The sequence below is a fragment of the Frateuria defendens genome (assembly GCF_001182895.1).
Lineage (GTDB): Bacteria > Pseudomonadota > Gammaproteobacteria > Xanthomonadales > Rhodanobacteraceae > Frateuria_B > Frateuria_B defendens.
Genome location: NZ_LFQR01000027.1, coordinates 46,796 through 59,510, shown reverse-complemented (window position 1 = coordinate 59,510; position 12,715 = coordinate 46,796). Strand labels below are relative to the sequence as shown.

General features: G+C 70.5%; 12 protein-coding genes. 5 read left to right on the top strand and 7 right to left on the bottom strand.

Annotated features, from left to right (window positions below; all coding sequences use genetic code 11):
* A partial coding sequence (locus ACH65_RS03910; RefSeq protein ID WP_049621274.1) for a helix-turn-helix domain-containing protein occupies positions 1 to 259 on the top strand: 259 nt, incomplete at its 5' end.
* Positions 260 to 328: 69 nt separating this feature from the next.
* Here the strand turns inward: ACH65_RS03910 and ACH65_RS03905 are convergent.
* From ACH65_RS03905 to ACH65_RS03890, 4 genes are all read right to left on the bottom strand, one after another.
* Positions 329 to 1,912: a hybrid sensor histidine kinase/response regulator gene (locus ACH65_RS03905; protein WP_064504809.1), complete on the bottom strand. Its 1,584-nt coding sequence runs from the start codon at positions 1,910 to 1,912 to the stop codon at positions 329 to 331.
* A gap of 67 nt (positions 1,913 to 1,979) precedes the next feature.
* On the bottom strand, positions 1,980 to 2,426 hold the full coding sequence (locus ACH65_RS03900; RefSeq protein ID WP_049621273.1) for a response regulator: 447 nt from the start codon (positions 2,424 to 2,426) through the stop codon (positions 1,980 to 1,982).
* On the bottom strand, positions 2,423 to 4,255 hold the full coding sequence (locus tag ACH65_RS03895; RefSeq protein ID WP_049621272.1) for an ATP-binding protein: 1,833 nt from the start codon (positions 4,253 to 4,255) through the stop codon (positions 2,423 to 2,425). The genes ACH65_RS03900 and ACH65_RS03895 overlap by 4 nt, the downstream gene beginning before the upstream one ends.
* A gap of 123 nt (positions 4,256 to 4,378) precedes the next feature.
* Positions 4,379 to 4,648: a metal/formaldehyde-sensitive transcriptional repressor gene (locus ACH65_RS03890; protein ID WP_049621271.1), complete on the bottom strand. Its 270-nt coding sequence runs from the start codon at positions 4,646 to 4,648 to the stop codon at positions 4,379 to 4,381.
* 58 nt (positions 4,649 to 4,706) lie between these two features.
* On the opposite strand from ACH65_RS03890, the gene dmeF reads away from it, so the two are divergent.
* The gene (gene dmeF, locus ACH65_RS03885; RefSeq protein WP_049621270.1) at positions 4,707 to 5,657 is read left to right on the top strand and encodes a CDF family Co(II)/Ni(II) efflux transporter DmeF; all 951 of its coding nucleotides are present in this window, start codon (positions 4,707 to 4,709) and stop codon (positions 5,655 to 5,657) included.
* A 192-nt stretch (positions 5,658 to 5,849) separates the two neighbouring features.
* On the opposite strand, the gene ACH65_RS03880 is transcribed toward dmeF, so the two are convergent.
* Entirely contained in the window at positions 5,850 to 6,209 is a 360-nt protein-coding gene (locus ACH65_RS03880) for a hypothetical protein (protein ID WP_153242469.1), read from the bottom strand.
* 1,025 nt (positions 6,210 to 7,234) lie between these two features.
* Between ACH65_RS03880 and ACH65_RS03875 the strand changes: the two genes are divergently transcribed.
* Both ACH65_RS03875 and ACH65_RS03870 read left to right on the top strand, forming a co-directional pair.
* The gene (locus ACH65_RS03875) at positions 7,235 to 9,046 is read left to right on the top strand and encodes a hypothetical protein (protein WP_049621268.1); all 1,812 of its coding nucleotides are present in this window, start codon (positions 7,235 to 7,237) and stop codon (positions 9,044 to 9,046) included.
* Between the two features lie 42 nt (positions 9,047 to 9,088).
* Complete coding sequence (locus ACH65_RS03870; protein ID WP_049621267.1) at positions 9,089 to 9,376, top strand: hypothetical protein; 288 nt, start codon at positions 9,089 to 9,091, stop codon at positions 9,374 to 9,376.
* 333 nt (positions 9,377 to 9,709) lie between these two features.
* Here ACH65_RS03870 and ssb read toward each other — a convergent pair whose 3' ends face one another.
* Positions 9,710 to 10,255 (bottom strand): single-stranded DNA-binding protein, encoded by a 546-nt coding sequence (gene ssb, locus ACH65_RS03865; RefSeq protein ID WP_049621266.1) that lies wholly within the window; start codon positions 10,253 to 10,255, stop codon positions 9,710 to 9,712.
* Between the two features lie 170 nt (positions 10,256 to 10,425).
* Positions 10,426 to 11,388: a VTT domain-containing protein gene (locus tag ACH65_RS03860; RefSeq protein ID WP_425478264.1), complete on the bottom strand. Its 963-nt coding sequence runs from the start codon at positions 11,386 to 11,388 to the stop codon at positions 10,426 to 10,428.
* Positions 11,389 to 11,574: 186 nt separating this feature from the next.
* Here ACH65_RS03860 and ACH65_RS03855 point away from each other — a divergent pair, with 186 nt between their 5' ends.
* A complete protein-coding gene (locus tag ACH65_RS03855; protein WP_049621264.1) occupies positions 11,575 to 12,570 on the top strand; it encodes a polyprenyl synthetase family protein in 996 nt (331 codons plus the stop codon).
* The last annotated feature ends 145 nt before the right edge of the window (positions 12,571 to 12,715 follow it).

The following is a 12,715-nucleotide window of genomic DNA, read 5'->3' as shown; positions in this document are numbered from 1 at the left end:
GCAGCGCGCGCTGCGGCAGCCGGCCCCGCCGCCGGGCTACGCGCCGCCGGCCGCGCCCGCGCCGACCTACGGCGCCTCGTCGCCCGCCGCCGCGCCGGGCAGCGGCGTGCCGCTGGACGACTACATCAGCAACCTCGAGCGCAGCGCAATCATGAAGGCGCTGGAAGAGTCGCGCTACAACAAGACCGCCGCCGCGCGGAAGCTCGGCATCACCTTTCGCGCGCTGCGCTACAAGCTGAAGAAGCTCGGCATCGACTGAACGGCCCACCGCCGCGCGCCCGCCGGCCTCGATGCGGGTGCCGGAAACGCCGGGCGGACGCGACAGGCGCTACCCCGCCCGCTCGCCCGCCCTCGCATCCACGCCTTCCGCCGCGCAGCTGGCCAGCGCCTGCCGCACCGCGCGCAGCAGCTCCCGCGCGGTGACCGGCTTCTCCACCACGTCGATGCGCTCGAGCGCGGGCAGCTCGTCCAGGTTCGGCGGCGCGTCCGGCCGCGCCAGCAGCAGCGCCGCGCCCCGGTAGCCATGCTCGACCAGGGCGGCCAGGGTGCGCACGCCGGTGAAGAGGTTCATGTCCGCGTCGAGCACCACCAGGTCGGGCAGACCCTGCGCCTCGATCCATTGCAGCGCCGCGGTGCCGCTCAGGCTGGCGTGCGGCTGGTAGCCGTAGCTGTCCAGGATGTCGACCAGCAGCGACAGCTGACCGGCCTCCTCCACCACCACCAGCACGCGCTCGGCCTCGCCGAGCAGGCTTTCGGGTTCTTCTTCCGGCTCGGCCGCCGGTTTCTCCAGCGGCAGGTAGAGCTTGAAGCAGGTGCCCGCGCCCGGCTTGCTCTCCACCCGCATCACGCCGCCGTGGGCGGTGACGATGCGCTTGCAGGAGAGCAGGCCCAGCCCGGTGCCGCCCTCCTTGGTGGTGAAGAAGGGCTCGAACAGCCGGTGCATGGTTTCCGGCGGCATGCCGACGCCGGTGTCGGCCACGGTGAGGCAGAGGTAGCGGCTGCCATGCCGGTTTTCGCCGGGCAGGAAGAACCCGTCGTCCGACAGCACGACCGGGCGCGCCTCCACCCGCAGCCGGCCGCCCCCCGGCATGGCCTGGATGGCGTTGAGGCACAGGTTGAGCAGGCATTGCTGCAGCTCGGTGTGGTTGCCCTCGAAGGCCAGCTCGGGATCGCCGGCGTCCAGCTCCAGCTGGATCGAGCGTGGCACGCTGCCCTGCATCAGCAGGCGCAGCGCATCGAACAGCCCGCCCAGGCGCACCTGCTCGGCCCGCTGGGCGCCGCGCGCGAAGGACAGCATCGACTGCACCATCTGCAGGCCCCGCCGGCCGCAGTCGCGCACCAGCTGGCCCAGGCGCGCCAGGCGCGGGTCGTCCTGGTAATCGAGCAGGCTGTCGCCGGCCAGCAGCAGAGGCTGCAACAGGTTGCGCAGGTCATGGCTGAGGCCGCCGGCGAGCATCGCCAGGCTCTCGAAGCGCTGCACGCGGATCATCTCGTCCTCGGCGTGGCGGCGCGCCCGCTCCACCTCCGCTTCGGCCAGCGCGCGGCGCACCGCGCTGGTCAGCCGCGCCGGGTTCTGCTTGAGGATGTAGTCGGTGGCGCCGTGGCGCAGCGCCTCCACCGCCGCCTCCTCACCCAGCGTGCCGGAGACGAAGATGAAGGGCATGGCCTGGTCGCGCTGGCGCAGCAGCTCGAGCGCGCGCAGGCCGGAAAACCCGGGCAGGCCGAAGTCGGACAGCACGATGTGGGGCGCGAACGACTCCAGCTCGTGCAGGTAGCCGACCTCGTCGTCGACCACCCGCGACTCGAAGGCGAGCCCGTCGGCAAGCTCGGCCAGCACCAATTCGGCGTCGAACTCGTCGTCCTCGACCAGCAGGACGCGGACGGCGACCGGCAAGTCCTGGTTGTTCGGCATGGCTGAGCTCGCCTCCCTCATCCGATGTCCCGCCGCCGCGGGACTCCCCGTCCCGGTCCTCCGTGCCTCATTCCTGTTCGGGCGACTGGTTGAGCACCGCCCAGAACTGCCCGAGCATCCGCACCGCATCGAAGAACTGGTCGACGTCCACCGGCTTGATCACGTAGGCGTTCACGCCGAGGTCCCAGCTGCGGGCCAGATCGCTCTCCTCCCGAGAAGAAGACAGTATCACCACCGGCACCCGCCGTAGCCGCTCGTCCGCGCGCATGTGGGTGAGCACGTCCAGGCCGTTCATGCGCGGCATCTTGATGTCCAGCAGCACCACCACCGGGTCGACCAGCTCGCGCCCGGCCCAGGCGCCCTGCGCCTGGAGGTAGTCGAGGCAGTCCACGCCGTCCTCCACGTGCACGACCGGGTTGGCGAGCTTGGCCTCGCGCAGGGCGTCCATCGCCATCTCGGCGTCGGCGGCGCTGTCTTCGACCAGCAGGATGGGGCGGAGGTCGCGTGCGCTCATGGGGAGTTCCCGTGGGTGGTGTCCGCCGGCTCGGCGGCCGGCAGGGAGAAGTGGAAGACGGCGCCCTGGTCCGGCTCGCCCTCGGCCCAGACACTGCCGCCGTGGCGCGCCACGATGCGGCGCACGTTGGCGAGGCCGATGCCGTTGCCGGGAAACTCGCTGGGCTTGTGCAGGCGCTGGAACACGCCGAACAGCTTGTCGGCATAGGCCATGTCGAAGCCGACGCCGTTGTCGGCCACGGCGAATTCATAGCTGCCGTCGCCGCCGCGCCGCACCTCGACCGCGATGCGCGCGACCTCGCGCTGCGCGGTGTACTTCACCGCGTTGCCGATCAGGTTCTGCCACACCATGCGCAGCATGTTCTCGTCGCCCACCACGATCGGCAGCGCGGCCACCGTCCAGCCGATGCGCCGGTCCACGGCCTCCGACTCGGCGATGGCGCGCGCCTCCTCCACCAGCGACTGCATGTCCACCGCCTGCAGCTTGAGCGCGCCGCGGCCCAGCCGCGAGAACACCAGCAGATCCTCGATCAGCTGCGACATGCGCTGGGAAGCGCTGCGGATCACCTCCAGGTAATGCCGGGCGGGCTCGTCGGCCCGCTCGCCCAGGTGGCGCTCCAGCTTGCCGGCGAAGCCGGCGATGTGGCGCAGCGGCGCGCGCAGGTCGTGGGAGACGGAATAGCTGAAGGCCTCCAGCTCGCGGTTGACGTCCGACACCTGCGCCACCTTGCCTTCGAGCTGGCGGTTGAGCTCCTTCACCTGCTGCTCCACCAGCGCGCGCGCGGTGACGTCGCTGACGGTGAGCAGCAGCACCGGCGCGTCGCTGTCGTGCTGGTGCAGGCGGCGGGCGTTGATCATCACGCGGCGATCGACGCCGTCCACGGTGCGCTGGGTGAGTTCGTAGTCCCACAGCTCGCGGTCGCGCAGCAGCACGTCCTTGAGGCGCTGCAGCAGGCTGCTGTCGCTCCATGCGCCATCGCCCACCTCGGCCAGCGGCTGCAACTGGCGCTGCTCGCGCGGCAGGCCGTACAGCTCGCTGAAGGCGGCGTTCACCACCAGCACCGAGAGCTTGTCGTCGAGCAGCGCGATCGGCTCGCGCACCGCCTGCAGGATCAGCAGCGCGCGCTGCACGGCCTCGCCCTCGCGCGCCTCCGCGCGCAGGCGCTGGCCGATCTGCCGCTCCGACACCAGCACCATGATGCCCAGCAGCAGCACCTGCGCCACCGCGGCGATCACCAGCACCAGGTCGTTGTTGAGCGTGCTGCGCTTGGCGTGCGCCAGGCGCTGGTCGAGCAGCACGCGCTCGCGGTCCACGATGGCGTCGATCAGCGACTTCATCTCGTACATGACGCCGGCGTCGCGCAGCGCCGCGGAGGCGCCGCCCAGGTCGCCCTGGCGATAGCGCAGCAGCGATTGCTGCATCAGCGCGAGGCGCCCGTTGGCGGACGCCGCCAGCGCGTTGATGGCCGACTGCTGGGCGGGGTTGTCCTGGGTCATGCCGCGCAGGGAGTCGAGCAGCGCGGGCGCGTCGGCCGCCGCCGCGTCGGCGCGCTGGCGTACGGCGTCGGTCTGGTCGCCGCCGATCAGGCGGTAGATCGCCGCCTCGCTGTCGCGCACCTCGTAGGCGAGGCGGAAGGTGACCGCGATCACCTGCGCCGAGCGGCTCACCAGCGTGTTGGCCTTCAGCGTGTCGTCGACGCTGGCGCGGCTGACCAGGTAGGGCAGCAGCACGATGGTGACCACCGCCAGCGACAGGCCGAGCACGCGCCAGCGCAGCAGGCGCTTGGCATCGAGGCTGCCTGGCAGCAGCCGTGCATGGCGATCTGGCATGCGCAAGCCTTCCTCGGAATCGTCCCGGTACCGCACGGACGGTCAGCCCATGTTGCGGCCGTCAAATCCCGCTATTCAAGCGGGACTTTCGTCAAGGCACGGTGACGGGGAGCCCGGGAGGCGCTATTTGAGGTAGCTCTTGAGCACCGCCAGCACCGGCGCCAGCTCCTCCTGCCGGCGCTTGCTGGAGGCCGTCGCCACGTGCTCGCGCAGGTGGCCGTCGATCACCTCCAGCAGCAGCCCCTGCACCGCGCCGCGCACGGCCGCCAGCTGGTGCAGCACCGCGCCGCAGTCGGCCTCGCCCTGCAGCGCGCGCTCGATCGAGGCCACCTGCCCGCCGATGCGGCGCACGCGGGCGATCAGCTTGTCCTTGTCCCGGTTCAGATGAGCCATGCAGCGTCCTCGCGCCTGTCATACCATAGGGGGGTATATCATACGCCCGAGACCGAGCATGCAACCCGACGCCACGCCCTACGCGCACTCCCACCAGTTCAACGACGGCAACCCGCTGGCGGAGCGGAACACCTTGCGCGCCGTCGTCATCACGGCCGTGATGATGGTGGTGGAGATCGCCGGCGGCTACGTGCTGAACTCGATGGCGCTGCTCGCCGACGGCTGGCACATGAGCTCGCACGCGCTGGCGCTGGGCCTGTCGGTGGCGGCCTATGCGCTGGCCCGCAAGCTGGCGGGCGACCGGCGCTTCGCCTTTGGCACCTGGAAGATCGAGGTGCTCGGCGGCTACAGCAGCGCGCTGCTGCTGGGCGTGGTGGCGGCGCTGATGCTGTTCCAGTCGGTCGAGCGGCTGCTCTCGCCCAGCGCCATCCACTACGACGAGGCCATCGTCATCGCCGTCATCGGCCTGGCGGTCAACCTGCTCTGCGCCTGGCTGCTGAAGGACGGCCACCACCACGGGCACGATCACGGCCATGATCATGGCCACGCGCACGGGCACCACCACCATCACGGCCACCACCACGACATCAACCTGCGCTCGGCCTACCTGCACGTCGTGGCCGACGCGGCGACTTCGGTGCTGGCGATCCTCGCCCTGCTCGGCGGCAAGCTGTTCGGTGCGGCCTGGCTCGACCCGGTGATGGGCATCGTCGGCGCAGGGCTGGTCGCCAACTGGGCCTACGGCCTGCTCAAGCAGTCGGGCAAGGTGCTGCTCGACGCGGAGATGGACAGCCCGGTGGTGCAGGAGATCCGCGACGTGGTCGCCGAGCAGTTCCCCCAGACGGCGGTGAGCGACCTGCACGTATGGCGCGTGGGCAAGGGCCGCTATGCCTGCATCCTGGCGCTGGTGAGCCACGCGCCGCTCACGGCGGCGGCCGTGCGCGAGCAGCTCGCCATCCACGACGAACTGGCCCACGTCACCGTCGAGGTCGCCCTGCCCGCCGGCTGAGCGGACGGCGCGCGGCGGGGCCGCGCGTCAGCCGGCCGCCTCGCACGCTCGCCCACACCTGGCGAGGCATCGGCCCGGCGAGCGCAGTCGGACGTGCACCGCCGAAGCAGCAGCGCCGTCATCGAAAACCCTGCTCGCGCCATGCCGCCGGCGCCCTGCCCCCGCGCCGGCAACAGGCGCCCGCGGCACGCCTCAGCGGCTGTAGCCCATGTGCAGCGTGATCTTGTCGCCGGCCTTGAGATCGGCGACCGCCGCCGGCGGGAAGTGCACCTTGAGCGGCATGCCCATGGAGGTGACCTCGACCACGCCGGTCTTGGTGTCGACCGCCGTCACTTCGGCCGCCATCTCATGCATGCCTTTCATGTTCCCGTGCATCTTGTCGTGCATCATGCCCTTGTGCTCCATGGCGTCCTTGTGCTCCATGGCGTCCTTGTGGCCCATGGTGTCCTTGTCCTGCGTCGAGGACGGATAGGTATCCTGGGCGAAGGCCACCGGCGCCATCATGCCGAGCGCGAGCGCACACCACACGGTTGTTTTCGACAGGCGTTTCATATGCAGCCCCTCCCACGGTGATCAACCCGCGGCAGCCTGCGCCCGCGGTGATGTACACCGTGTCGAAACCGTGAGAGGAGCCCGTGAATTCCTCGCCACGATGCCCTGCACGCCCCCATCGGCCGCGGGCATGCCGCCCCCGGCAGCAGCGCACATCCGCGCACGGCATCCGGTGCGCCGGGCGGCGGAAGAGGCCGACGGATCCGGCGCACCCGCCGCGCGTCTTCCGACTGATGCAAGCCAGCTCAACCGTGTTCCGCGTCACATACTGCCGCTGCATTTCGTGCTCAAAATCCGCACCGGCCATGGCTCATGGCCCGGCATCGCATCGATGCAAGCAGCACCGTTCGGCGTTCTCCCAAGCGCATTCCGCCGAACGCACAGGGGGCCGCAGCATGGAGCGGCATGGCAAGTGGACGTTGCAGCTCGTTCGTCGAAAGGGAGTTTCCGATGAAGCGCTTTGCCTATTCTTCCCTTGGACTGCCTGCGTTCGCGCAGGCGACCCCGCTGGCGGGCTCGAGGCGCACGGCCTCGCCCGGCAGCTTCGGGCCACCCGGCCCAGCCGCGAACGGCTAGGGCCGGGATAGCCCTCGTCGCACCAAGCCCGTCCTGGCCCCAAAGCGTACCCGCCACCGGCCGTTGCCAAGGCGTACGGCGATGCGCATCGCGCGCATGCCGTGAACGTAAGCGGGCCGGATTCCACGGATGGATGCGCAACGGCGCGTCTGGACCTTTGTGAGGCTCCGCCGGGATGCGTTGCGGAGCGTAGTGGCGACACCTGCGCCATGCCTGCGATGGAGCAAGAAGCAAAGCATCGGGCACATGGAAGAAAGTCACGCGATCCAACCGGTGAGCCCGATCCGGCTGCACCGTGGCAAGCGATGTCTGCGTAGGTTTTATCCGTGTTTCCACCGGCAAGGGCATTACCACCAACAGGGGGAAAGGTCATGCGGAACTCCATCGTCCTATCATCCGGCCTATTGGCATGCGCGCTCGTCGCGAGTGCGGCATGGGTCAACCGTTCCATGGCCGACACGAGTGCGGCCGGGGGCGCGGCGGCGCCGGACGGCAAGCAGGTGTCGGCGGCGATACCGATTTCGGTGACCCCGGCCGTCCCGGCCGAGCTGAACCCTCCGTACACCCCGGGGCCGCCCGCAAAAGGGGGCGCGCCGAACGCCACGCCCGAACAGGCCGCCGCGTTCGCCTGGCAGGAATTCATTGCGCTGAACTGGCCCGCGGGCCCGCAGGGAGGCCAGCCGGGCCAGCGCGAAGCGCCATCGTCGACCTGCGCTTTCGGCAACCCCAACTGCACCGTGCCCACGGTCTGGGAAACGTTCCGGGGCAAGGTGGAAACCTTCCCGGGCAACGGCAATCCGCCTCCCGGCTACGTGCAGAATGCCTCGCGCTCCTACGGCTACGACGCGCTGCCCCAATACAACTACGGCGTGCCGGTTGCCGCCTGCGATCCAGCCCAGGCGAACGACCCCGTTCCCTGGGTGAACCTCGACGAGACCGACCAGATCACGCTGGACAACATGTACGCCGGCGTCGTGGCGGCCGGCAGCTCGCCGGGCAACAGCTCGCCGCAGCTGATCCGCTTCCTCGCCAAGTCGAACCGCGCGCAATACGTCTACGTCGCCTCCAACAGCGACCCCAAGAACCCGCTGAACCAATGGTGGAGCGCCATCCCGCCCTCGGTGGTGACGGCGACGAAGAATTACCTGTCCGCGAAGCAGGCGAGCCCGCCGCCGGGAAGCACGTCGATGGTGAGCCAGTACAACGGCACCATCGAGGTCAAGGCGGCATGGCGGCCGCTCAACCCCAGCGAGCTGGCGTCGGGGCGCTTCCACGTGCAGACGGTGCGCTTCTACGAGAAGGCCTCGAGCGGCGGCTTTTGCTATCGCGACGCGAAGTGGGGCCTGGTCGCGCTGCACATCATCCAGAAGACGCTGTCGGCGCCGTATTTCATCTACGCCACCTTCGAGCAGGCCGACAACCTCCTCACGCCCACCGGCCTTCCGATCGAGGATGCGGACGGCCGCGTCATCCGCTCCGCGCTCGCGGCGCCGACGACGCCCCAGGTGTGCCTGGTGGACCCCAAGCCCGCCTCCAGCGGCAGCGCCAACGAAACGCCCAGCGCGCTCGGCACCGTGATACTCACCGGCAACCGCGCCACCTGCCAACCGGCGTCATCGCAGGCCTATTGCGCCGCGCCGCGCAGCCAGCTGTTCTACCGCAACGCCGCCTTCCCGCCGACCAACAACGCGCCGAGCGCGGGCAACATCTGCGTGAACCGGCGCGCCAACAACATCCCGGCGGAAGTGATCGACGCCAACGCGCAGGCCCACGCGGCGATCGCCGCCTACCTGAGGAGCCGCAGCATCACCTCGGCGCCGTGGCTCGCCTACAAGCTCGTCAACGTCCAGTACTACCCCTACGACAAGGTCATCACGACGCAGACGCCCAACGGTTCCCTCTACAACGGCCAGCCGCCGTACACCGCCCGGCATCCGTCGCCGGCGAGCTACTACCAGGCCAACATCGTGGTCGAGACCAACCGCTCGCTGCAGCTCTTCAGCGGCGGCCTCTCGCCGAACATCAGCACGGACTGGAACCAGGACGGCACCCAGCACAAGAACTCCTACTACGCCGGCGGCCACTTCAACATGGGCGGCTGCATGGGCTGCCATGGCAGCCAGGGTCAGAACCCGCAGGGCCAGGCGGGCGACTTCAGCGTGATCCTGGCACGCGGCGCGGTGGTGGTGCCCGAAACGCCCTCCATCGAGACGCAGCAAGGCCTGACCGAAGTGCGCCGCAACAGGAAGCTCAGCAAGTAAGGCCGGGAGACCGGAACCCTCCAACCCGACAGGGGAAACGCCATGAGCAACAGCCATCAGTTCTTCGCATCGCTCACCTGCCCGACCTCCGTGACCTGGAGCAAGGACATCCAGCCGCTGTTCACTCCGACCGACGTCGATCACATGAAGCAGGTCACCGGCGGCGCGCTCGACCTCAGCAGCTATGCCAGCGTGAAGATCTGGGCGACGAAGATCTATTCGGAAGTGTCCACCGGCGCCATGCCGCCGGCCGGCTCCGGCGAGGGGCCGTGGAGCCAGGCCCAGGTCAACACCTTCGGCTGCTGGATCCAGCAGGGGTGCCCGGAGTAAGGCGCGCCGGGGCCACCCGCGGCCCAACCGGCCCAAGACTGGCGAAAAGCGACTAGCGTGCAGGCACGGCCACCGGCCGCCCTGACCCCCGCGCACTGAAGCCGGCCATCGCCTCCAGCCGGGAAACGCCACGCATGCGGCCCTGCCCCGGCAGGGCCGCATGCGTTACCCGGAACCGTTGCAGTGGGAACGGACGGCTTGCATGCCATGCCTGAGCCGACGTGCCATCGCCCACCTGCGAAAACCCCTCGCCGGGCCCAAAACGCAACATGGCAGGGAGCGCACTCCCTGCCATGCCGACGCGGATGGACAACCCCGGACGACCGGGAGGTCTCAGAACGGAATATCGTCGTCGTCGAAGCTCGGGCTGTCGGCCGGGGCCGGCGCGGGGGCCTGGCGCGGCTGGCCGTAATCGCCACCGCCACGCGAGGGCTGGCCGCCACCACTGCCACCGCCACCACCGCCGTAATTGCCGCCGCGCGAACCGCCCTGCGAGCGCTCGCGGCTGCCACCGCCGCCGCCGAAGTTGCCGCCGCCTTCACCGCCGCCGCCGAGCATCTGCATCTCGTTGGCGATGATGTCGGTGGAGTAGCGCTCGATACCGTCCTTGTCGGTGTACTTGTCGGTGCGCAGCGAGCCCTCGATGTAGACCTGGCGGCCCTTCTTCAGGTATTCGCCGGCGATCTCGGCGAGCTTGCCGAACAGCTTCACGCGGTGCCACTCGGTGCGCTCCTGGCGCTCGCCGCTCTGCTTGTCCATCCAGGTCTCGGAGGTGGCGATGCGCAGGCTGGTGATGGCCGTGCCGTTGCCGGTGTAGCGCGTCTCCGGGTCCGCGCCCAGGTTGCCGACCAGGATGACTTTGTTGATACCGCGTGCCATGGCTTGGGTTTCCTTGAGGTAGCGCCGGCCGCGAATGGAGGGGCTGTCGCGGCCGGAGTTGGGAAAGATTGGCTGGCTATGATACCCGGCGCACCGGCCGCCGCCAGCGGCCGGTGCCGACGGCCGCGTCGGGCCCCGCCGCGCCGGCCTGACGGTGCCGGCCCCGCGGCTCAGGCCACCCGGGACGACGGCTCCGGCGCCGGCTCGGGCGCCAGGCGCTCCAGGGCGAAGCCGGCCGCGTCCCAGGCATCCAGCCCGCCGAGCAGCGGCCGCACGCGGCGGTAGCCGCGCCGCGCCAGCAGGCTGGCAATGCGCGCCGCGGAGACTTCGTTGGGGCAGTTGCAGTACAGCACCAGTTCCCGCTCGGGCGCGGCCACGGCCAGCATGCTGCCGAAGTCGTTCGTATCCAGCAGCAGGGCGCCGGGGATGACCCGCGTATCCAGCCGCCGCGCGGCCGGCGAGCGCACGTCCACCACCAGGGGCGGATGCGCCGACGCCAGCGCGCGGCTCAACTCGTCCACGCCGATCCGCGCCATCCGCAGCGAACGCAGCAGGCGCCAGCGCTGCCACCACTTGAGCAGGACGTAGGCCAGCAGCAGGGCGGCCAGCGCCTCGACCGCCAGCGTGCCCGCGCTCTCCAGCGCCGCCAGCACGCGGTCGACCTGGGCCGAGAAGGCGTAGCCCAGCATCACCGCCGCGCCGGCCCACAGCAGCGAGCCCGCGCCGTCCAGCAGCAGGAAGCGCAACGGCGGCAGGCCGAGCGCGCCGACCAGCGGCGGCGCCACGGTGGACAGGCCCGGCACGAACTTCGCCACCAGCAGCACCTGCCCGCGCCAGCGCTGGAAGCGCAGCTCGGACTGGCGCACGCAGGAATCGGGCGAGAGCGAGATACGGCACAGCGTGCGTGTCACCCGCGAGCCGTAGCGGCGCCCGGCGGCGTACCAGGCGTAGTCGCTGAGCAGGCAGCCGGCCAGCGCCGCCAGCAGAACGCCGGCCAGCGGCAGGCGGCCGTCGCCAGCGAGCGCGCCGGCCACCACCAGGGTGGGCAGCGCCGGCACCGGCACCCCGGCCTGCTCCACCAGCACGTTGGCGAACACCAGCAGCAGTCCGTACTGCGCGATCAGCGCGACGATTTCCTGGGCCATCGGACCTGCCTCGAGAGCGAACCGGCTGCCGCCATCATTGAGTCGGGCCGGCCCGATTGCAATGCGCCGCCGGCGCCCTGGCGGCCCCGGCCGGGCGGAACCGCGCACCGGCGCATGCCGCGCCGCAGCGAAGCCCTATACTTGCCCCTTTCCACGCATGCCCGAGCCGCCCCGATGCCCGCCGACGCCCTGAGCCTTCCCGCCGATTTCGATGCCGTGCGCGCGCTCGCCGCCGCCGACATGGGGGCGGTGGACACGCTGATCCGCGCGCGGCTGGCCTCCGACGTGGTGCTGATCAACCAGATCGCCGAGCACATCATCGGCGGCGGCGGCAAGCGGCTGCGGCCCATGCTGCACGTGCTGGCGGCCCGCGCCGCCGGCTACCGGGGCGAGCAGCACGCCAAGCTGGCGGCGATCATCGAGTTCATCCACACCTCGACCTTGCTGCACGACGACGTGGTGGACGAGTCGGACCTGCGCCGCGGCCGCAAGACCGCCAACGCGCTGTGGGGCAACGCGGCCAGCGTGCTGGTGGGCGACTTCCTCTACTCGCGCTCGTTCCAGCTGATGGTGGAACTGGACGACATGCGCATCATGCGCATCCTGGCCGACACCACCAACACCATCGCCGAGGGCGAGGTGCTGCAGCTGCTCAACATCGGCAACGCCGACGTGGACGAGGCGGCGTACCTGGCGGTGATCGAGCGCAAGACCGCGGTGCTGTTCGCCGCCGCCACCGAGCTGGGCGGCCTGCTCGGCGGCCTGCCCGCCGCGCAGCAGGCGGCGCTGCGCCGCTACGGCATGGAGCTGGGCTACGCCTTCCAGATCGCCGACGACCTGCTCGACTACCTGGGCGACGCCGACACCCTGGGCAAGAACGTGGGCGACGACCTGGCCGAAGGCAAGCCGACCCTGCCGCTGATCTACGCGCTGGAACAGGCCGGGTCGGAACAGGCCAAGGCCATGCGCCAGGCGATCGAGCACGGCGGGCTGGAGGCGCTGGACCAGATCGTGGCCGCGATCCGCGACAGCGGCGCGCTGGAGCGCACCCGCGAGCGCGCCCAGACACATGCGCGCGCGGCCATCGACGCGCTCGACGCGCTGGCGCCCTCGCCCCATCTCGACGCCCTGCATGCGCTGGCGGCCTATGCGGTGGAGCGCACCCACTAGGCCGCATCGCCATACCCGCGTCCGCCCGCGCCGCCATGCCCGCCCCCTCGCCCGCCTCCTTTGCCCGGGCGGTCCGCTGTAAAACAATGCGCACTAGAATGCGCACACGTCACGTCCCCACGGACCCGGCCATCTCGTTCGCCTA

What these genes read in the sequence shown, in the direction of transcription:
- ACH65_RS03890 (WP_049621271.1), bottom strand. Translation starts at nt 4,648, where the DNA reads ATGGCTCATCTGAACCGGGACAAGGACAAGCTGATCGCCCGCGTGCGC.
- ACH65_RS03875 (WP_049621268.1), top strand. Translation starts at nt 7,235, where the DNA reads ATGGCCGACACGAGTGCGGCCGGGGGCGCGGCGGCGCCGGACGGCAAG.
- dmeF (WP_049621270.1), top strand. Translation starts at nt 4,707, where the DNA reads ATGCAACCCGACGCCACGCCCTACGCGCACTCCCACCAGTTCAACGAC.
- ACH65_RS03905 (WP_064504809.1), bottom strand. Translation starts at nt 1,912, where the DNA reads ATGCCGAACAACCAGGACTTGCCGGTCGCCGTCCGCGTCCTGCTGGTC.
- ACH65_RS03880 (WP_153242469.1), bottom strand. Translation starts at nt 6,209, where the DNA reads ATGAAACGCCTGTCGAAAACAACCGTGTGGTGTGCGCTCGCGCTCGGC.
- ACH65_RS03855 (WP_049621264.1), top strand. Translation starts at nt 11,575, where the DNA reads ATGCCCGCCGACGCCCTGAGCCTTCCCGCCGATTTCGATGCCGTGCGC.
- ACH65_RS03870 (WP_049621267.1), top strand. Translation starts at nt 9,089, where the DNA reads ATGAGCAACAGCCATCAGTTCTTCGCATCGCTCACCTGCCCGACCTCC.
- ACH65_RS03900 (WP_049621273.1), bottom strand. Translation starts at nt 2,426, where the DNA reads ATGAGCGCACGCGACCTCCGCCCCATCCTGCTGGTCGAAGACAGCGCC.
- ssb (WP_049621266.1), bottom strand. Translation starts at nt 10,255, where the DNA reads ATGGCACGCGGTATCAACAAAGTCATCCTGGTCGGCAACCTGGGCGCG.
- ACH65_RS03895 (WP_049621272.1), bottom strand. Translation starts at nt 4,255, where the DNA reads ATGCCAGATCGCCATGCACGGCTGCTGCCAGGCAGCCTCGATGCCAAG.